Origin of the sequence: Loktanella sp. Alg231-35 (assembly GCF_900143545.1) — a bacterium.
Taxonomy (GTDB): domain Bacteria; phylum Pseudomonadota; class Alphaproteobacteria; order Rhodobacterales; family Rhodobacteraceae; genus Yoonia.
Genome location: NZ_FREV01000006.1, coordinates 93,115 through 111,772, shown reverse-complemented (window position 1 = coordinate 111,772; position 18,658 = coordinate 93,115). Strand labels below are relative to the sequence as shown.

At 58.0% G+C, this 18,658-nt stretch carries 17 protein-coding genes and 1 tRNA gene; 9 read left to right on the top strand and 9 right to left on the bottom strand.

From position 1 onward, the window contains the following. Positions 1-9 precede the first annotated feature (9 nt). The 6 genes from DHN10_RS15205 to DHN10_RS15180 all read right to left on the bottom strand — a co-directional run bounded on the left by DHN10_RS15205 (position 10) and on the right by DHN10_RS15180 (position 5,171). Positions 10-390 (bottom strand): carboxymuconolactone decarboxylase family protein, encoded by a 381-nt coding sequence (locus DHN10_RS15205; RefSeq protein ID WP_108816196.1) that lies wholly within the window; start codon positions 388-390, stop codon positions 10-12. 149 nt (positions 391-539) lie between these two features. Continuing rightward, a tRNA-Glu gene (locus tag DHN10_RS15200) sits at positions 540-614 on the bottom strand. A gap of 75 nt (positions 615-689) precedes the next feature. Beyond that, positions 690-2,450 carry a single-stranded-DNA-specific exonuclease RecJ gene (gene recJ / locus DHN10_RS15195; RefSeq protein ID WP_108816195.1) on the bottom strand — a complete coding sequence of 587 codons (1,761 nt, stop codon included), beginning with the start codon at positions 2,448-2,450 and terminating at the stop codon, positions 690-692. A gap of 65 nt (positions 2,451-2,515) precedes the next feature. Beyond that, entirely contained in the window at positions 2,516-3,481 is a 966-nt protein-coding gene (glpX, locus tag DHN10_RS15190; RefSeq protein WP_108816194.1) for a class II fructose-bisphosphatase, read from the bottom strand. A gap of 87 nt (positions 3,482-3,568) precedes the next feature. Beyond that, entirely contained in the window at positions 3,569-4,855 is a 1,287-nt protein-coding gene (locus DHN10_RS15185; protein WP_108816346.1) for a homoserine dehydrogenase, read from the bottom strand. 55 nt (positions 4,856-4,910) lie between these two features. Next, on the bottom strand, positions 4,911-5,171 hold the full coding sequence (locus tag DHN10_RS15180; protein ID WP_234417149.1) for a hypothetical protein: 261 nt from the start codon (positions 5,169-5,171) through the stop codon (positions 4,911-4,913). Between the two features lie 57 nt (positions 5,172-5,228). On the opposite strand from DHN10_RS15180, the gene DHN10_RS15175 reads away from it, so the two are divergent. Together DHN10_RS15175 and DHN10_RS15170 are read left to right on the top strand one after the other, a co-directional pair. Next, positions 5,229-5,816 (top strand): TetR/AcrR family transcriptional regulator, encoded by a 588-nt coding sequence (locus DHN10_RS15175; RefSeq protein ID WP_108816193.1) that lies wholly within the window; start codon positions 5,229-5,231, stop codon positions 5,814-5,816. Between the two features lie 50 nt (positions 5,817-5,866). Further along, positions 5,867-6,355 carry a hypothetical protein gene (locus DHN10_RS15170; protein WP_108816192.1) on the top strand — a complete coding sequence of 163 codons (489 nt, stop codon included), beginning with the start codon at positions 5,867-5,869 and terminating at the stop codon, positions 6,353-6,355. Here the strand turns inward: DHN10_RS15170 and DHN10_RS15165 are convergent. From DHN10_RS15165 to DHN10_RS15155, 3 genes are read right to left on the bottom strand one after another with little or no spacing between them, the layout of a single operon-like run. Continuing rightward, complete coding sequence (locus DHN10_RS15165; protein WP_108816344.1) at positions 6,333-6,938, bottom strand: TadE/TadG family type IV pilus assembly protein; 606 nt, start codon at positions 6,936-6,938, stop codon at positions 6,333-6,335. The two genes, DHN10_RS15170 and DHN10_RS15165, sit on opposite strands and share 23 nt — an antisense overlap. 2 nt (positions 6,939-6,940) lie before the next feature. Then, positions 6,941-7,510, bottom strand: coding sequence for a TadE/TadG family type IV pilus assembly protein (locus tag DHN10_RS15160; protein ID WP_108816191.1), 570 nt, complete (start codon positions 7,508-7,510; stop codon positions 6,941-6,943). Continuing rightward, entirely contained in the window at positions 7,510-9,087 is a 1,578-nt protein-coding gene (locus DHN10_RS15155; protein WP_159087016.1) for a TadE/TadG family type IV pilus assembly protein, read from the bottom strand. The genes DHN10_RS15160 and DHN10_RS15155 overlap by 1 nt, the downstream gene beginning before the upstream one ends. Before the next feature lie 371 nt (positions 9,088-9,458). On the opposite strand from DHN10_RS15155, the gene DHN10_RS15150 reads away from it, so the two are divergent. The 7 genes from DHN10_RS15150 (at position 9,459) to dnaG (ending at position 18,539) form a co-directional block, all read left to right on the top strand. After that, positions 9,459-10,898, top strand: a complete 1,440-nt coding sequence (locus DHN10_RS15150; RefSeq protein WP_108816189.1) for a Glu/Leu/Phe/Val family dehydrogenase — start codon at positions 9,459-9,461, stop codon at positions 10,896-10,898. 33 nt (positions 10,899-10,931) lie between these two features. Further along, positions 10,932-11,453 (top strand): YcxB family protein, encoded by a 522-nt coding sequence (locus tag DHN10_RS15145; RefSeq protein WP_108816188.1) that lies wholly within the window; start codon positions 10,932-10,934, stop codon positions 11,451-11,453. A gap of 90 nt (positions 11,454-11,543) precedes the next feature. Continuing rightward, positions 11,544-12,797 (top strand): sarcosine oxidase subunit beta family protein, encoded by a 1,254-nt coding sequence (locus DHN10_RS15140; RefSeq protein ID WP_108816343.1) that lies wholly within the window; start codon positions 11,544-11,546, stop codon positions 12,795-12,797. Positions 12,798-12,846: 49 nt separating this feature from the next. Beyond that, the gene (locus DHN10_RS15135; protein WP_108816187.1) at positions 12,847-13,110 is read left to right on the top strand and encodes a sarcosine oxidase subunit delta; all 264 of its coding nucleotides are present in this window, start codon (positions 12,847-12,849) and stop codon (positions 13,108-13,110) included. Next, positions 13,107-16,013, top strand: coding sequence for a sarcosine oxidase subunit alpha family protein (locus DHN10_RS15130; RefSeq protein ID WP_108816186.1), 2,907 nt, complete (start codon positions 13,107-13,109; stop codon positions 16,011-16,013). Before DHN10_RS15135 ends, DHN10_RS15130 begins: the two co-directional genes overlap by 4 nt. After that, positions 16,006-16,530: a sarcosine oxidase subunit gamma gene (locus DHN10_RS15125; protein WP_234417148.1), complete on the top strand. Its 525-nt coding sequence runs from the start codon at positions 16,006-16,008 to the stop codon at positions 16,528-16,530. The genes DHN10_RS15130 and DHN10_RS15125 overlap by 8 nt, the downstream gene beginning before the upstream one ends. 41 nt (positions 16,531-16,571) lie before the next feature. Next, entirely contained in the window at positions 16,572-18,539 is a 1,968-nt protein-coding gene (gene dnaG / locus DHN10_RS15120; protein ID WP_108816185.1) for a DNA primase, read from the top strand. Positions 18,540-18,658 lie beyond the last annotated feature (119 nt).

The window sequence follows — 18,658 nt, the reverse complement described above, 5'->3', positions numbered from 1 at the left end:
ATGCGGCGCCTACTTTTCTTCAATCACCCTGCGGGCAACCCGGAAACACTCCAGTGCCTGCGGGACACCGCAGTAGATGCCGATCACGTGGATGATGGCACGGATTTCCTCGGTTGAAACACCGTTGGTGATGGCCCCGCGGCAATGGATTTCCCATTCGTGCATTTTGCCCAATGCGCCGATCATGGACAGGTTCATCATCGAGCGTGTCTTGGCATCGATGACATCGTCCCCCCAGCCAAAGCCCCAGCACCACGCGGTCATGGCTTCCTGAAATGGCCGGGTGAATTCGTCAGAGGCGGCAAGGTTCTTTTCCACATATTCCGCGCCGAGCGTTGCCTTGCGTTGCTCCAGCCCTTTCAGGAACAGGTCTTCGTCGAATGCACTCATGATGTGGCCCTTTGTCTTGGATGATTTGGCGGATGCCTGAGGTCAACACTTGCCGATATTGATACAGGAGAGTTTCCCAGCTTGGGAAGAGAGCCAACACCATATCCAAAGAACAGGACGTATCGTTCAATTTTGGGGAAGGTCACCAATGGCAGTCCCTAGGGGAATCGAACCCCTCTTTCCAGGTTGAAAACCTGGCGTCCTAACCGATAGACGAAGGGACCGCAGTTGGTGCGCCGCTTTTAGGGAAACTGTGCCGGGCGCGCAAGAGGTTTTTTGTGGCTTTTTTCTACGACGATTTAGTGGGCCGGGGCGGCATCTTCGAGCCGCAACTGCACCGACTGTCGCCCTTGCCATGTGTTGATTTCCAACCGGCCTGCCAGATGGAACCGCGCCCCGTTGTGACCCAGCAGCATAGGCCCAAGTGGCCCGTCCATCGCGCCAAAGCTGATCCCTTCGATTCGCCCGCCCAGACCATCGCCAAAACTGATCTTGAGGTGGTTCGCGCCAACCTGTTTGGCAAAGTGTATCTGACAATCGGGGAAGGCAAAGCGCGGGGCAGGGGCGCCAGCGCCAAAGGGGCCTGCGTCTTCTATCTGGTTGATCAGCTCAACCGTGGCCGCGCCGGGCATCAGGATGCCGCTGATCTTGAGGTCGGCAGGCCCGATATCTGCTGCCCCCTGTTTGGCCAATAATTCACCCAGACGCGCCATGGCTGCGTCCAGTTTGTCGCGCGGTACCGTCAGACCTGCGGCCATCTTGTGCCCACCACCTTTGATCAATAGCCCATCATGAGCCATCCGCTGGATCGCGGCCCCCAGATCAATACCGCTTACCGACCGACCAGAGCCTTTGCCTTCGTCGCCGTCCAGTCCGATCACAATCGCAGGGCGGTTGGTGGCCTCTTTTAGCCGCGAGGCGACGATGCCCACCACGCCCGGGTGCCAGCCCTCGCCAGCGGCCCAAACCAGCGGTCCGTCCAGCCCGCGTTCTGTGGCTTGCTCAAGGGCAAGGTCACGTACCTTTGCCTCGACCTCGCGGCGGTCGGTGTTAAGGGTGTCGAGCCGCTCGGCCAGTGCCGTTGCCTCATTCGGATCATCGGTCGACAACAGCCGCGCGCCCAGATCCGCCTTGCCGATCCGCCCGCCGGCATTCACCCGCGGCCCCAGCATGAAGCCCAGATGATAGCTGGTCGGGGCCTGATCCAGCCCCGCCACATCCGCCAATGCCGTCAAACCAATGCGGTTGCGCCGTGCCATGACCGTCAGTCCTTGCCGCACAAAGGCGCGGTTCACGCCCACAAGCGGGGCCACATCCGCCACTGTTGCCAGACCAACCAGATCAACCATCGCCATCAGGTCCGGCCCTTTCTGGCCTGCCTCGCGCAGTTTTCGGTTGGCATCAACCAGCATCAAAAACACCACAGCCGCGGCACAAAGATGCGCCAGCGCGCCGCTTTCGTCCTGCCTGTTCGGGTTCACCACGGCCAGCGCATCCGGCAGGGTTTCACCGCCGAGGTGGTGATCAAGAACAATGACGTCAGCGCCCTTTGCCGCCGCAATCGGCCCATGCGAAAGTGTGCCGCAATCCACGCAGATAATCAGGTCATGGTCCTTGGCGAGTGCTGCCATAGCGGCATCATTCGGCCCATAGCCTTCGTCGATGCGGTCCGGCACATAAAGCGTCGCGCGCAACCCCATATCGCGCAACCAGCAGATCAGGAGCGCGGCAGAGGTGCCCCCGTCAACATCATAGTCGGCAAAGATTGCAATCCGCTCTTTAGCGGCGACGGCTTGCAGGAAACGCCCGGTCGCCTTGTCCATATCCCGCAGCCCCTGTGGATCGGGCAGCAAATCGCGCAGTGTAGGTGCCAGAAAACCGTCCACATTCGCAGCAGTAATATCACGCTTGGCCAGAACGCGGCATAGCGGGGCAGGCAGGCCGGTATCCTGTGCGAGGGCCTCGGCAAGGCGGTCTTCTTCCACCGTTGGGCCGATCCAACGGCGGCCCGTGGCAGAGGTTTCAACCTCTAAAAACGCATGATCTGGTGTGTTCGTCATAAGCCGGCACAATATAGAAAGGGCGCGGCCTGCGCCACGCCCGATTCATACAATGCCGGTCTTCTTTAGCTCAGAGGGTTGCGATAGATCATCCGGCGCACCGATCCCGTCTTGGAGCGCATCAGGATCGTCTCGGCGGTCACAAACCCAACCTCGCGTTTGATCCCCGGCACCAGTGAACCATCGGTGACCCCGGTCGCTGCAAAAATTACATCGCCGGTGACCATGTCATCGCGGGTATAGACGCGGTCAAAATTGGTGATCCCGGCCTTCTTTGCGCGCCCACGTTCATCATCATTGCGGAACATCAGACGGCCAAAGATCTGCCCGCCCATGCATTTGAGCGCTGCTGCGGCCAGCACACCCTCAGGCGCGCCGCCAGACCCCATATACATATCGATGCCTGTCAGTTCCGGCTCGGCGCAATGCATCACACCGGCGACGTCGCCGTCAGTGATCAGGCGGATCGCAGCACCTGTGTTGCGCAGCTCTGCGATCATGTCCTCGTGGCGCGGACGTTCTAGCACGCAAACGGTGATGTCATTGGTTGAACAGCCCTTTGCGGCGGCCAATGCAGACACGCGCTCGGACGGAGACATATCAAGGGTCACAACGCCGGTGCGGAAGCCCGGACCAATGGCCAGCTTGTCCATATAGACGTCAGGCGCGTGCAGCATGGAGCCGCGCGGCCCCATTGCGATGACGGCCAATGCGTTGGGCATGTCTTTGGCGGTCAGCGTGGTGCCTTCCAGCGGGTCCAGCGCGATATCCACGCCGGGGCCTGAGCCCGTGCCAACCTCTTCGCCGATAAAAAGCATTGGCGCTTCGTCACGCTCACCTTCACCGATCACGACGACGCCGGCGATATCCAGACGGTTGAGCTGGGTGCGCATCGCATCGACCGCGGCCTGATCCGCTGCCTTTTCATCACCGCGCCCGATCAGCGGGGTGCATGCAATCGCGGCGGCTTCCGAGACGCGTGCGAGGTCGAGCGAGAGGCTACGGTCGTTGAAATCAAGTGCTTCGGGCATGGTTGGCGTCCTTTATGGCTTATCTTCCTAAAGCCTGTCGCGCCACGGGCCACAAGACTGTTTGCGCTAAACCTGCTGTGGTTTGCTTCAGACTGCTTCGATCCTGATAGCGACTGGGTCACCATGGACGACACCGGTTTGCTTGAAATCAACCAAGGCCTCTTCCAATGCGGTGCGGGTGGTTTTGTGGGTCACGATCAGCACGGGCGCGGTGGTGTCTTGATGGTCATACTGTCGCATCCGGTCGATTGAGATACCGGCCTCGCCCAATGCATGGGCCACTTTGGCCAAGGCGCCGGGTTTGTCCAGAAGCTGCATGCGCAGATAGTAAGGTGCGGGCACGGCCGCACGTGCGGCGCGCGCCTTGCGCAGCGTTTTGGCAGGTTGCCCAAAGGTCGACATGCGCACGCCACGGGCGATGTCCATGACATCCCCCATCGCCGCACTGGCGGTCGGGCCTTCACCCGCGCCGGGGCCGCGCAGCACGATCTGGCTGACAGCATCGCCTTCAAGCACAACCATGTTGGTGCCGCCAGCAAGTTGCCCCAAAGGCGAGGTGTCAGGCACCAAGCAGGGCGACATGCGCTGTTCCAGCCCACGCCCTGTCATCTGAGCCACGCCCAGCAGCTTGATCTTGTAACCCATATCGGCGGCTTGCCGGATATCGTCGATTGTCACCGATCCGATGCCTTCCAGCTCTACCGCGTCGAAATCCACCTGCGTGCCAAAGGCGATGGCGGACAAAAGCGCCAATTTGTGGCCTGCATCAATGCCGCCCACATCCAGCTCTGGATCAGCTTCAAGAAAGCCAAGCTGGTTAGCCTCATCAAATACGGCCTCATAGCTAAGCCCGGCGTCTTCCATCCGCGTTAGGATGTAGTTGCAGCTGCCATTCATCACGCCCATTACGCGGTTGATTTCATTGCCCGCCAGACCTTCGGTCAAGGATTTCACAACCGGAATGCCACCGGCAACGGCGGCCTCAAAACGAATGACTTGGCCTGCGTCTTCGGCGGCTTCTGCCAGTGTCTGGCCATGGATCGCGAGCAAAGCCTTGTTGGCGCTGACCACGTCCTTGCCCGATGCAATGGCTGCTTCTGTTGCGTGTTTGGCTGGGCCTTCGTGGCCGCCCATGACCTCGATGAACACATCCACATCGGCGCGTTTGGCCAATGCAACCGGATCATCTTCCCAATCATACGCTGACAGGTCCACATCGCGGTTCTTGGTCTTGGAACGGGCAGAGACTGCGCTGATAACCACAGGCCTGCCTGCACGCTGTTCCAGCAGGGCTGCATGTTTCTGTACGATCCGCACAATGCCGACCCCAACCGTGCCCAGACCGGCGATTCCAAGGCGTAGTGGTGTAGTCATGCGGCAGGGTTCCATCGTTGCAATGTCTTGGCCTTCGTCTAGCGAATAGACAAGGCTACTGCAACGCGCCGATGTCAATCTGGCGGATACGGGCGGCGCGGGCCTCAAGCGCTGCGATGCGACCGGACAACACATCTTCCTCCGCACCCGTGGCAGCAGGGGCCAAGGGCACCGCCGTCAGATCGGGGTAGGGCGCTTGCCGAGCGGCATCGCTGATGGTGCCGTCGAGCGCGGGAAAGGTTGTACAGGCACCAAGTGCGAGGGAAAGAAGGGCGGTTAGTCGCATAGCGCGCACCATAGTCTTTGCCGCGGGCATGGGGCAATGGCATTTGCGGGCTTTGCAATTGAACGATTGTTCAGTTAGACGGTTTTCATGGCGCGCAAACAAGGTTCTCATTCTGACATCACTGGCCCCAAGGTACAGGCGGCAGCGCTGCGACTGATTGCCCAGCACGGGTTTGCCGCTGTCTCAATGCGCCAGATCGCGGCAGAGGTCGGTGTGCAGGCAGGCGCGCTTTATAATTATACACCCGACAAGCAAAGCCTGCTTTTTGAATTGATGCGGTCGCATATGACCGATCTGCTAGCCGCTTGGGATACGGCGGACATATCTGGTGATCCGCTGGCACGGCTCGAAGGCTTTACGCGCTTTCATATCCACTTTCATCTGCCCCGCGCTGATCAAGTGTTCGTGGCTTACATGGAGCTGCGCAACCTATCGCCCGAGAACTTCGCCCAGATTGAGGCGATGCGGCATCGTTATGAAGATGCCCTGGAAGAGATTCTACGGGCTGGCGAGGCCGCTGGCGTCTTTAAGATGGCCGATACACGGGTCACGACAATGGCCCTTATCGGCATGCTGACAGGGCTCTCCCATTGGTATCGCACGGATGGGCGACTAGAGACCGCAACGATAGAGGCGATCTATTGGGATTTGGTGCGCAAGGCCGTCGCGGCCTAGGCATTCCCAGGCGCTTCGGCTAAGCCGTTAGAAAGCGTGAAGGACAAGCCATGTTTCAACCAGACCAAGACGGCATTTATGCCACTGTTCAGGCCTCGCAAGGGCGGCGTTGGTTTGCTTATGGTGTGTTGTTCTTGCTTGGAGCGTTTGTCATCTACACAACGCTGGCCCGCCCGCCTGCATTGCACTGGATGGTGTTCATGCTGGTTTTTGGGGTGGCAATGCTTTTGCTAGCTGAAAAGCTGCGGCGCGCCACAACACAAGTCATCACGCTGACTGAAACAGAAGTGCGGGACAGCACGGGCGCGCTCTTGGCTGAAATTTCTGAGATTGAGGCTGTGGCACGCGGTGCATTTGCGTTGAAGCCATCGAATGGGTTCACGCTGGTGCTGAAAAGCAAAAAACCCCGCGCTTGGGCGCCGGGGCTTTGGTGGCGCGTCGGGCGCCGTGTTGGAGTAGGGGGCGTAACAGCTGCCGGTCAGTCAAAGTTCATGGCAGAACAGATTGCGTTGCGGATTAAGGACCGCAAACCTGGTTAGCAAGCCCATCATCAGGGTCTTGATCCCAGCACAAACGTCCCTCGCGCGGGCGAATGACGATAAAGGTTTGGAAGGTAACGTCATCCAGATCGGTGCCGCTAAACGGACCTAGGCCAATCGAGAACGGTGCATCATATTCGGTGCGCGTCTCAAACAAAATGGCCTGATCATTGTTCGCCATAAGAGGCAAGCGATCTGCGGCCTTCAGATCGGCCAAGTCAGAGTTGCTTAGCGCAGCGCCAAGGCCACGACGTTTTGACCACACTCTACGATAGTCATCCTGGGTTTCGCGGTAGCGATAAACAGTGACGCGATAGTCGGGGTTTGCCTCTTCAAATGTAAGGGCACGGAGCACCTCGCGTGCGCCATTCAGGTATGCTGGCGTGATGGGGGCCGCTTCACGGCTGAACATATCAGCCATCGTCAGCGCGGCCCGGTTGCTGTTTGACTCAACGCGAAACAGATCGAAATACACAAAGGTCGATAGCAGCGCCCATACAAGGATGGGAGTTACCAACAGCAGTTCAATTGCCATTGAACCGTCTTCGTCGTCGCGAAACTCTTGGAGGAATTCAGTCAGCAAGATCAATCCTCGACCTTAAAGGGTTCAACGACAAAGGCGGCCATGGAAACAAGCGCATAAGAGCCGTCCGCAGATGAATCTGAATTGCTTTCGACAATCGCCTTTCCCAAACCTGTAGTTGGCAACACGGGGTCAATGCGCACGCAAACGCGGATTACCATCAACTGGTTGTTGGCCGTTGTATCAACATCCGAGTTGTCAGCATTGATGTCACCACGGTCGACACAACGCACAGTGGATGGGACCGCAACCCACGCCGTTGGATCGCGCCGCAGCATTTCGATTTCTAGCTGCTGTTCGCAATTAGGAATAATCAACGCCGTATCGCAAATACGCTGGCGCAGTTGCTCTCGTGTCGGATTTGGCAGCACACCAATCCGCACATCACGGACCGCAATATCAACGCCGCGTTCCAGCATCACATGGCGTGCCGAGATCATCCCACTTTCGTAGGTCATCAGGAAGAAGCCAAAGAACATCGGAAACACGAGAACGAATTCGACTGTCACCGTGCCTTTGTCATCTTTAGCAAATCGTTCGCAGAAACGTATGAGCGGCTGCAGCATTTTCATCAGAGGTTCAATCTCAATGCAGTGATTTGCTTTGCGATCTTGTCAAAGATCTCATCGATGCCAGGCTCACCATCGGCGCTGGTCAAGTCGGTATTGAATGCAAAGGATGGCTGTGACGCACATTCAAGCATTTCGCCCTCGCCGTGGGACGTTGAGCCCATCGCAATGGTGAAGATCGTAATGTAGTCGTCCGCCAAATCACACATGCTTTGCATCCACTGATCATGGAGAGCAGCTGTGGTCGGGAAATCAGTGAGATCATCACGGCCATAAGACGTGGATGAGATATTCCAGCGCCAATAATCCATCGGATACTCTGACCATGTCGCGCGCCATTCGTAGGTGTCATAGTGTTCATCTTCGACCCGACGCCCACGCACGTTCTCACCATCGGTCATCAGAACGATGTATTTTACAGTGTTCGTGTCGCCATAGTCAGCTGGGCGGCTATCCCGGAACACATCGTCAATGCTGCCGATACCACCAAGTAGGTCGCGCATGGATGGATCAAGCAGCGATACACCCCACTTCATGCCAAGGTGGATCGAGGTAAAAGTGGTTGGGCGATACAGGTCGATGGCATCTTTCAAAGCATCGGGGTCTTGAGACATGGGAATGATGCCCTCAAAGCCCTGGTCAGGACAAACGGGGCGGTTCATGTTCTGCCAGTCGTCATCGTAGTGCTGAAAATACTCAACCTGCTCATAAACACGCGCCGTGTTAAACGCGAGCTGGCTGTATTCAGCAGGAAGAAAATCAACACAACGGCTTGGGTTTGTGAATGTATTTCCAAGGCCTGGATCAAGCGCAACGTCGGTCCCGTGATCAGGAAGAGCCGTACCGTCGTCATCGAACAGAGGCTCATCGACGGTCACATATGAACTGATTTCGACACCACTTTCGGTGATTGTATCTGGCGTCGTTCTCAACGCTTTATAAATCTCATCACCAATTGCAACGTGCTGTGAATAGGCAACAAGATTGATCGAAATCCGGTCGTCATACTCATCAAGCAGTAGATCATCGACAAAGTCTTTTGCTGCCGCACGCAGCAATTCCATCTTTGTTGTACTTTGACTGGCTACCCAGTTACCCATGGAGCCCGAGATGTCGAGGATTAGCGACACCTCAACGTTACCTGTGCCTTCGACCGCGGACGAACGGGCGGGCGCTGTCAGCGTGTCGATTCCGATCAATCGAAGATAAAACGTGTTGACGTCAATCTCTGAATTGACAGCAACCGAGCGGCTGCTGCCTGTGTTGTCAACGGTTGGCGTCCCGATAATGGCGCCATCGTAGCCGGCCTTGTCAAAGAAATCGACAACCACAGCACTTGAGTCCATCGTCTGATCAAGTTCAGCAGCTGCCAGCACTGCCCGATCTGCCACGCTTTGCAACATAGCGCGCCGCGATTCAAAACGCATGAAGTCGACAGCCATACCGCCCAGCACAAGCATCACGATCAGCAAAAGCAGCGTCATGACAATAATACTGCCGTCTTCATCCCGGCCGAACTGGCGCAAGAATGAAGCGCGCGACTGTTTCAGAAGCGAAACTCTTGTCGTGGTGTCTTTCATTTGCAGCATTAGGTGTTCCCCGAATACGAATGGCAGAAACCGGCGTAGCAGCGCGGCGGATTACGTCATCTTCACAAATATCATAACAACGCGCGCCTTGGCAAAAAAAGTAATGACGGCAAGGCGTTCCAGCGGAATTAGGTGAGTAAAGTGGCCACATTGTGGCAGTTGCGAGGCAAATGTTGGCGTTACCGAAACAAATTTGCCAAATGCGGCGTCCCTGTTTAGCGCCAAGAAACGCGGTATTCACCGTGGGTTCATCTAGCTGCCCATTTTTTGGACGCTTTCTTGCGAATCGGTTCTATGGTGGGATCGCGGACTTTTACGTCCGTTGCGCTTGTAATCAAATAATGCCCAACAAGGACTGACACATGAACACGCAATCCAATCCACCCGAACCAAGTTTTCGTGAATCCGTTGATATGATGTTCAACAGGGCCGTTGCCCTGATGGATCTGGCTCCTGGACTTGAGGAGAAGATCCGTGTGTGCAACGCCACTTATACTGTGCGCTTTGGTGTCCGGCTGCGCGGCGACATCCACACCTTCACCGGATATCGCTCTGTTCACTCTGAGCATATGGAGCCCGTCAAGGGTGGTTTGCGCTTTGCGCCGTCCGTTCATCAAGATGAGGTTGAGGCATTGGCCGCCTTGATGACCTACAAATGCGCCTTGGTCGAAGCGCCCTTTGGGGGATCAAAGGGTGGGTTGCGCATCAATCCGCGCGATTGGGAGGATCATGAACTTGAACTGATCACCCGCCGCTTTGCCTACGAGCTGATCAAGCGCGATCTGATCAACCCAGCACAAAACGTGCCCGCCCCTGATATGGGCACCGGCGAGCGTGAGATGGCGTGGATTGCCGATCAGTTCAAACGGATGAACACCACTGATATTAACGGTGCCGCCTGTGTGACGGGCAAGCCGACAAACGCGGGCGGCATTGCCGGTCGGGTCGAGGCGACAGGCCGCGGCGTGCAATATGCCCTGCAAGAGTTCTTTCGCCACCCTGAAGATATAGCCATGGCCAACCTCAGCGGAAGCCTGAAAGGCAAGCGTGTTATCGTACAGGGTTTGGGCAACGTGGGCTATCACGCCGCCAAGTTCCTGTCAGAAGAAGACGGCTCTCTGATCACTGGCATCATTGAAAGAGACGGGGCGCTGCATGACGAAAGGGGTCTAAACGTCGAAGCGGTGCGCGAATGGATCCTTAAACATGGCGGCGTGGCAGGCTATCCTGACGCGAACCATCACATGGATGGTGGTGCATTGCTGGAGGAAGATTGCGACATTCTTATCCCCGCGGCGCTAGAAGGTGTCATCAACCTGAGCAATGCAGATCGCATCAAGGCACCACTGATCATCGAGGCGGCCAACGGGCCGATCACGGCGGGCGCGGATGACATCCTGCGCGACAACGGCTGTGTGATCATTCCTGACATGTATGCAAACGCGGGCGGTGTGACCGTTTCGTATTTCGAATGGGTCAAGAACCTGTCGCATATCCGCTTTGGCCGCATGCAGCGCCGGGCCGAGGAAAGCCGTCACCAACTGGTCATTGATGAGTTGGAGCGTTTGTCGGCGGACAAGGACCTTGGTTGGGAACTCAGCCCGAACTTCAAAGACCGCTATCTGCGCGGTGCGGGTGAGCTAGAGCTGGTGCGCTCTGGTCTGGATGACACGATGCGTGCAGCCTATCAGGCCATGCGTCAGGTGTGGCATGCGCGCAGCGATGTGCAGGACCTGCGCACTGCGGCCTATCTGGTGTCCATCCGCAAAGTCGCTGACAGCTATCGTGCGAAGGGGCTGTAACTCTACGCTCCTGCGGCACGCAAGCCGTCGCTGATGCAAGAAGTTAGCCCACCTGTGTCAGTGACCTATGCCATCGACGAGGCCCGCTTTATGCGGGCCTGCGGCGAGCTTTGGGCCTACCGGGCGCTGGGACGTGCAGGGAACTATGGGCTGGCTGGCGTTGTGATGCTCTGCGCCGGGTTCCTCTTTTGGCAAGGGGTGCCGGGACCGTTTGCGCTGTTGCTTGTTGCGGGCGCGCTGGTCTTCGTTGCGATGGATCTGCTGCGGGACAGGCTGTGGCGCAGGCATTTTCGGGCGTTGCGCAAATACAAAGCGCCAATCACCGCGACTGTCGCGACGGCAGGTGTTGGCGTGTCCAGTCTGGAAGGTGATCACCAGCAACCCTGGAAGCTGTTTCTGGGTTTTGCGCGCACTGAAAGCTTCTTGTTTCTGCTGGTGGACCAGCGGCAGTTTTCGGTGATCCCGCTGGATGCCTTTGAAGCCAGCGAAGCAGCCGCCGCATTCGAGACCGTCCTTTCGCGCCATTTGCGCCGCCTACCCAGACGGTTTCTATGAGGTCGCCCACCGTCCGGCATTTGTCGAAAAGAGACCATGCAATCAGGTATCATGGTTGCTAGTGTCGTGCGGAGCATGAGGGAACGCGGCATGGGTTATTCTGGCTTTCGGGTGATCAAAGAGGGGTTGTTTGGCCAAAAGGGCTGGAAACCTGTTTGGCGCGATCCCGAGCCGAAAGCGGAATACGATGCGATTGTCATCGGCGGGGGCGGTCACGGGCTTGCAACGGCGTTTTATCTGGCCAAGGAACACGGGCTGACGAACATCGCCGTTCTCGAAAAAGGCTACATCGGTGGTGGCAACGTGGGCCGGAACACAACGATCGTGCGCGCCAACTACTTTTTGCCGGGCAATTCCGAGTTCTATTCTCATTCGCTGAAGATGTGGGAAGGGATGGAGCAGGAATTGAACTATAATGTGATGCATTCGCAGCGCGGTTTGATCAATCTGTTTCACTCTGATGGCCAGCGCGATGCCTTTGCGCGGCGCGGTAATGCCATGATCAATCAGGGCGATGACGCGGTGCTTCTGGACCGTGACGGCGTGCGTGAACTGCTCCCTTATCTGGATTTCGATAATGGGCGGTTCCCGATCTATGGCGGGCTCTATCATCCGCGTGGCGGTTCGGCGCGCCATGATGCGGTGGCCTGGGGCTATGCGCGCGGGGCGGATCAGCGCGGCGTCGATATCATCCAGAACTGCGAAGTCACCGGTATCGACATCGAAGGTGGCGTCGTCAAAGGTGTGCAGACCACGCGCGGCGCGATCAAGGCCAAGAAGGTGGGGATCGTGGTTGCGGGGCGTTCTGGTCAGGTGGCCGCGATGGCGGGCATGCGCCTGCCGATTGAAAGCCATGTCTTGCAGGCCTTCGTCAGCGAGGGCCTCAAGCCGGTGATTGACCATGTTGTCAGTTTTGGCATGGGCCACTTCTATATCAGTCAGTCTGACAAGGGGGGCCTCGTCTTTGGTGGCGATATTGATTTCTACGCCTCTTATGCCGCGCGGGGGAACCTGCCGATGAAGGAACATGTGATGGACGCGGCGATGACGCTGATGCCGATGATTGGCAAGGCACGCGTTCTAAGGTCATGGGGCGGGATCATGGATATGACACCCGACGGATCACCGATCATCGACAAAACCCCGACCGAGGGGCTCTTCATTGATTGCGGCTGGTGTTACGGCGGGTTCAAGGCCGTGCCAGCCTCGGGCTTCAGTTTTGCCCATCTGATGGCCACCGGAAACCACCATGATGCGGCTGCGAAATTCCGGTTGGACCGGTTCCGCAGTGGGGTGGGACTGCTGGACGAAGAGGGCACCGGTTCTCAGCATAACTTGCACTAGGGGTGAACGTTGGAATTGAGTTTCTTGGTCAAGATGAGAAAGGCATGACATGCGCATAACCTGCCCCAATTGTGGTGAGCGTGATCGGCGCGAGTTTTACTATCAGGGCGATGCGCTGGCCTTGTCGCGCCCCGCGTCTGATGCCGGGCCAGAGGCGTGGGATGACTATCTGCACAACCGCGACAACCCCGCAGGCGACACCCGCGATCTGTGGTTTCACGAGGCAGGTTGCGGGGCATGGCTGGTGGTGGAGCGTAACACGGTGACCCATGCCGTCCACAAGGCGACATTGGCCGAAAAGGTGAAGCGATGAGATTGGAAGCACCTGCACAGACGGTCACTTTCAGCTTTGATGGCCGCAAACTGCAAGGCGTGCCGGGTGAACCAGTCGCGGCGGCGCTTTTGGCCAATGACATTAGGCTGGTCGCCCGCTCCTTCAAATACCACCGCCCACGCGGCGTCATGTCTGCGGGGTCCGAAGAACAGAACGCGCTGGTCACTGTCGGACGCGGCGCGCAGGCAGAACCGAATGTGCGGGCAACAACCCTTGAAGTGTCCGAAGGGTTGGAGGTGTTCAGCCAGAATGCCTGGCCCTCGCTGCGTTATGACATGATGGCGGTGAATGATCTGGCAGCACCCTTTCTGGGGGCGGGTTTCTACTACAAGACCTTCATGTGGCCGCGCAGCTTTTGGGAAAAACTCTATGAGCCGGTGATCCGACGTGCGGCAGGTCTGGGTGCGCTTAGTGGCAAGGCCAATGAAGATACCTATGAAAAGGCTTTTGCTTTTTGCGATGTGCTGGTGATTGGTGCAGGACCGTCGGGGCTGATGGCGGCCCTTACGGCTGCGCGCGCGGGCGCAGATGTGATCCTTGCTGATGAGGACACCGCGATGGGCGGCCGCTTGCTCCGCGAAAGCGAAAAGATTGACGGGCAGCCTGCGGTGGATTGGGTGCACAACGTCTTGGCGGAACTGGGCGCTATGAACAATGTGCGCCTGATGACGCGGACTTCGGTGACGGGGGCTTATGATCAGGGCACCTATGCAGCACTTGAAACGGTGACTGGTGATACTGCGAAGGGCAAACCGCTTAACTGCTTTTGGCGGATCACGGCAAAGCATGCGGTTCTTTGTGCAGGCGCGCTAGAGCGCCCGATCGCATTTCCCAACAACGACCGCCCCGGCGTGATGATGGCCAGCGCGGTGCGCGCCTACCTGAACCGGTGGGGCGTGGCACCGGGCAAGGCTGTGACCATCTTTTGCAACAACGACGACGCCCACCGCACCGCCCGCGATTTGCATGCGGCGGGTATCAAAGTGGCCGCCTTGATCGACAGCCGTGACGACGCAAAGATCGATGGTGACTTTCCGATCTATACAGGTGCGCAGGTTATTCAGACCAAAGGGCGTCACGGGCTCAGCGGTATCACGATCAGCCACAACGGCGGCACGCGCGACATTCAGACCGATTGTCTGGCGATGTCGGGTGGCTGGAACCCGACAGTGCATTTGACCTGTCATATGAACGGGCGCCCGACATGGCGCGAGGATATCGCATCCTTTGTGCCCACACCGGACAGCGTTCCGGGGATGGTCACGGCGGGGGCCTGTAACGGCAGCTTTAGCACCGCAGATTGCTTGGCCGAAGGTGCGGCGGTTGCTGCTGACCTTGCACGGGGCCTTGGGTTAAAACCCAAGGTGACGGTCCCTGTGGCGGATGATGCGGCTTATGCCGTAACGCCGCTTTGGGCGGTGCCGGGTAAAGGGCGCATGTGGATCGATTTCCAGAATGATGTGCATGTAAAGGACATCAAACTGGCCGCACAAGAGAACTTTCGCTCGGTCGAGCATATGAAACGATACACGACCCAAGGCATGGCCCCCGATCAGGGCAAATCGTCCAATGTGGTTGCTTTGGCCGTGTTGGCAGATGCGACAGGGCGGGGCATCCCTGAGACGGGAACCACTACGTTCCGTCCGCCTTATGTGCCGGTGCCTATCGCGGCGATGGGGGCAGGCAGCCAAGGCAAAGGTTTTGCGCCGGAACGCTTTACCACCTCGCATAAGGCAACCGTTGCGCGCGCAGCACCAATGATTGAGGCGGGGTTGTGGTATCGCCCTAGCTACTTCCCGCAAGCGGGCGAAACCCACTGGCAGCAATCCTGCGACCGCGAGGTGGGATTCGTCCGCAATGCAGTTGGGGTTTGTGATGTCTCAACCTTGGGCAAGATCGACATTCAGGGACCAGATGCTGGGGCCTTGCTGGATTTCGTTTACACCAACATGTTCTCGACCCTCAAAACGGGCCGTGTCCGGTATGGGCTGATGTTGCGTGAAGACGGGCATGTTCTGGATGACGGCACAACGGCGCGGCTGGCAGAAGATCACTTTGTGATGACCACGACCACGGCCGCCGCCGGGTTGGTCATGCGGCATCTTGAGTTCGTGCTGCAGGCGCTGCGCCCGGACCTGAACGCCAATGTGATTTCGGTAACCGAACAATGGGCGCAATTTGCCGTGGCCGGACCGAAGGCGCGCGATTTGCTAAACGCTGTTCTGGATCAGCCGCTTGATGAAGCGACATGGCCTTTCATGGCCTGCGGTGAGGTTGATGTTGCAGGTGTGAAGGGGCGGCTGTTCCGCATCTCGTTTTCGGGCGAGCATGCTTATGAGGTGGCAGTGCCTGCGCGCTATGGCGAAAGCCTGTTTCGGATGCTGACGGCACAGGCCGAGGTGATGGGCGGCGGTCCTTATGGTATGGAAGCGCTTAACGTGCTGCGGATTGAGAAAGGGTTCATCACCCATGCGGAAATCCACGGGCGCACAACTGCTTTTGATATCGGCATGGGGCGGATGATCAGCGCCAAGAAAGATTGCATCGGAAAATCAGCGGCTGCCAGACCGGGCTTGGTGGGGGACGAACGCCAGCAACTGGTCGGTCTGAAATCGAAGGGCGCGGATAATGTCCTGATGGCTGGCGCGCATCTGTTTGAAACGGATGCAGCAGAAACGCGGGTGAACAGCAAAGGCTACACAACCTCGGTCTGCTATTCCCCGACGCTGGACACACATCTGGCCCTTGGGTTCCTTGAGGATGGCCGCGCGCGCCATGGCGATGTGATCAAGCTGCGCGATCACCTAAGGGACATCACCGAAGAGGTAGAGGTCTGCGATCCAGTGTTCTTTGATCCGACAGGAGGGCGCGCACGTGGCTAATTTGATTGCTTTGACACCCTGTGACGGGCTTTTGCCGATCAGCGAAGGCAGTATGGAGCTGCGTGAGGTGGCATTAGAGCGGTGCGTCAGTGTGGCTCCGTTTGAGGGGAAACAGAAGGCGGCATCCGATGCATTGAAAGCGCAGGTTAGTGCAGGATTGCCTGCAGTGAACCGACGCAGTGGGGCTGTTACATGGTTTGGCCATGGCACGTGGATGCTGGCTGGTGATGTGTCGCTTCATGGGTTGGCGGCAGTGACCGATCAATCTGATGCTTGGGCGGTCGTTTCCATTGCGGGCGCGGGCGTCGAAGATGTGCTTGCCCGTCTCGTGCCAGTCGATCTGCGCCCATCTGCCTTCAAAACAAACCATGTGGCCAAAACCATGCTAGGGCACATGTCGGTGACGATTACTCGCACTGGGCCTGCCGCGTTTGAAATCATGGCTATGCGATCAATGGCTGCGACTTTGGTGCATGAACTGCAGGTCGCCATGCGTGGCGTTGCCTTACGCGCCTAGCCCCCATTTCCATTGGCGGCTGAATAGCAGATACTGCCGCTATGAGTCTGCCACCCGGTTTCCTTGATGAATTGCGCACACGGCTGTCCCTTGGGCAAGTCGTGGGCCGTAAGGTGATATGGGACACGCGCAAGTCCAATCAGGGCAAGGGCGATTTGTGGGCGCCATGTCCTTTCCATCAGGAAAAGACCGCCAGTTTCCACGTCGATGACCGCAAAGGGTTCTACTACTGTTTTGGGTGCCACGCCAAGGGTGATGCGATTTCCTTTGTGCGCGAGACCGAAAATGTGGATTTCATGGAGGCCGTGAAGATCCTTGCGGCCGAGGCTGGCATGCCAGTACCCGCCAGCGATCCGCGTGCGCAGGAAAAGGCCGATCATCGCAGCGTTTTGGTCGACGTGATGGAGCAGGCCGTGCAGTTTCACCGGTTGCAATTGCAGACAGGTGCCGCCGCAGAGGCCCGCGACTATCTGGAGCGGCGCGGGCTGAGTGCTGATGCGCAGGCGCGCTGGGATATTGGTTTTGCTCCCGGCAATACAGGCGCCTTGGAACACCTGACCGGCAAAGGGGTTGAGGCCAAGCTGGTGATTGAAGCCGGACTGGCGGCAGAGAGTGACAGGGGCAACGGTCTTTATAACCGGTTCCGTGACCGCATCATGTTCCCGATCCGCGATGCACGCGGGCGGGCGATTGGGTTTGGTGGCCGGGCGATGGACCCCAACCATCCGGCAAAATACTACAATTCGCCCGAAACCACTCTCTTTGACAAAGGGCGCAGCCTTTACAATCACGGACCCGCGCGTGAGGCGGCTGGCAAAGGCAAGCCGCTGATCGTCGCCGAGGGCTATATGGATGTGATCGCGCTTAGCGAAGCGGGGTTTGGTGCTACCGTCGCCCCATTGGGCACCGCAATCACCGAGGATCAGTTGCGTCTGCTCTGGCGGATCGCGCCAGAGCCGATCATAGCGCTGGATGGTGACAAGGCAGGTCTGCGCGCGGCAATGCGTGTGATTGATATCGCCTTGCCGCTACTAGAGGCCGGGAAATCGCTGCGCTTTGCGTTGATGCCAGAAGGGATGGACCCCGATGATCTGATCAAGACGCAAGGGGCAGGGGCAATGCAGAAGCTGCTCGATCAGGCGATCCCAATGGTGCAACTGCTGTGGCAACGTGAAACCGACGGGCAGGTGTTTGACAGCCCCGAGCGCAAGGCGGCGCTGGACAAGGCGCTGCGCGAAAAGATCAACCTGATTAAGGATACGTCAATTCGCGGCCACTATGGTCAAGCGATCAAGGATTTGCGCTGGGCGCTGTTTTCGACGCGCAAACCGGGGGCGGCGCGCAAGGCAGGCACGCGCAACTGGAACCCCAAGCAAGAGGCTTGGAAACGCGAGGTCAGCCCTGTGGCTGCGGCGCGCGCATCGGCCTTGGCTGCGGGCACGGCGGACGAAGGGCATCTGCGCGAAGCGGTCATTCTGGCCACAATGATGGTGACGCCAGCGGTGGCCACAGAATTTGAAACGGCGCTGGAGCAGATGGATTGCCATGACCCATTGCACCGGGATGTGCAGGCGGCCTTGCTGCGCCATCTGGATGCAGAGGACCCTGCCAAGGCAATAAATGCCGAACTGGGATCGGAGCCCCTTGAAAAGCTGCTCGCCCAGAACCATGTGGCCATAAGCCCGGCGGTGCGTCGGGCAGGGGATGTTGATGTGGCCCGGCTTTGCCTGGCCGAAGAATTTGCCAAGCTAGTGGCCAGACGCGGCCATGCACGCGAAATCGAAGACGCGGTTGAGGATCTCAGCGGCGTTGCAGATGAAGGGGTGACATGGCGTTTGGCGCAAGCCTCTGCCGCGCTGGACCAAGCGGGGCGGGGTGATAACGAAGACCGGGCCGAATATGCCGTTGGTGAGAACGGCGCCCGCATGAAGAAAGACGAGCAAAGTGCATTTGACCAACTTCTTGACCAAATCAACTTTGCAAAAGGGCACAATCGCTCTAAGTCGTGAATCAAGCCACAGTCACTAAAAACAAAGTGTCATCTGCTTGCGAATCACCTCGATGCGAGGTTGATTCGGAAAAAGCCGAATCAGCCGAATCACTTCGGCAGGGGAACAACGCATTCGAA

Excerpts from the sequence above, each read along its gene's own strand:
- DHN10_RS15205 (WP_108816196.1), bottom strand. The coding sequence starts at position 390 with ATGAGTGCATTCGACGAAGACCTGTTCCTGAAAGGGCTGGAGCAACGC.
- recJ (WP_108816195.1), bottom strand. The coding sequence starts at position 2,450 with ATGACGAACACACCAGATCATGCGTTTTTAGAGGTTGAAACCTCTGCC.
- glpX (WP_108816194.1), bottom strand. The coding sequence starts at position 3,481 with ATGCCCGAAGCACTTGATTTCAACGACCGTAGCCTCTCGCTCGACCTC.
- DHN10_RS15185 (WP_108816346.1), bottom strand. The coding sequence starts at position 4,855 with ATGACTACACCACTACGCCTTGGAATCGCCGGTCTGGGCACGGTTGGG.
- DHN10_RS15180 (WP_234417149.1), bottom strand. The coding sequence starts at position 5,171 with ATGCCCGCGGCAAAGACTATGGTGCGCGCTATGCGACTAACCGCCCTT.
- DHN10_RS15175 (WP_108816193.1), top strand. The coding sequence starts at position 5,229 with ATGGCGCGCAAACAAGGTTCTCATTCTGACATCACTGGCCCCAAGGTA.
- DHN10_RS15170 (WP_108816192.1), top strand. The coding sequence starts at position 5,867 with ATGTTTCAACCAGACCAAGACGGCATTTATGCCACTGTTCAGGCCTCG.
- DHN10_RS15160 (WP_108816191.1), bottom strand. The coding sequence starts at position 7,510 with ATGAAAATGCTGCAGCCGCTCATACGTTTCTGCGAACGATTTGCTAAA.
- DHN10_RS15155 (WP_159087016.1), bottom strand. The coding sequence starts at position 9,087 with ATGAAAGACACCACGACAAGAGTTTCGCTTCTGAAACAGTCGCGCGCT.
- DHN10_RS15150 (WP_108816189.1), top strand. The coding sequence starts at position 9,459 with ATGAACACGCAATCCAATCCACCCGAACCAAGTTTTCGTGAATCCGTT.
- DHN10_RS15145 (WP_108816188.1), top strand. The coding sequence starts at position 10,932 with ATGCAAGAAGTTAGCCCACCTGTGTCAGTGACCTATGCCATCGACGAG.
- DHN10_RS15140 (WP_108816343.1), top strand. The coding sequence starts at position 11,544 with ATGGGTTATTCTGGCTTTCGGGTGATCAAAGAGGGGTTGTTTGGCCAA.
- DHN10_RS15135 (WP_108816187.1), top strand. The coding sequence starts at position 12,847 with ATGCGCATAACCTGCCCCAATTGTGGTGAGCGTGATCGGCGCGAGTTT.
- DHN10_RS15130 (WP_108816186.1), top strand. The coding sequence starts at position 13,107 with ATGAGATTGGAAGCACCTGCACAGACGGTCACTTTCAGCTTTGATGGC.
- dnaG (WP_108816185.1), top strand. The coding sequence starts at position 16,572 with ATGAGTCTGCCACCCGGTTTCCTTGATGAATTGCGCACACGGCTGTCC.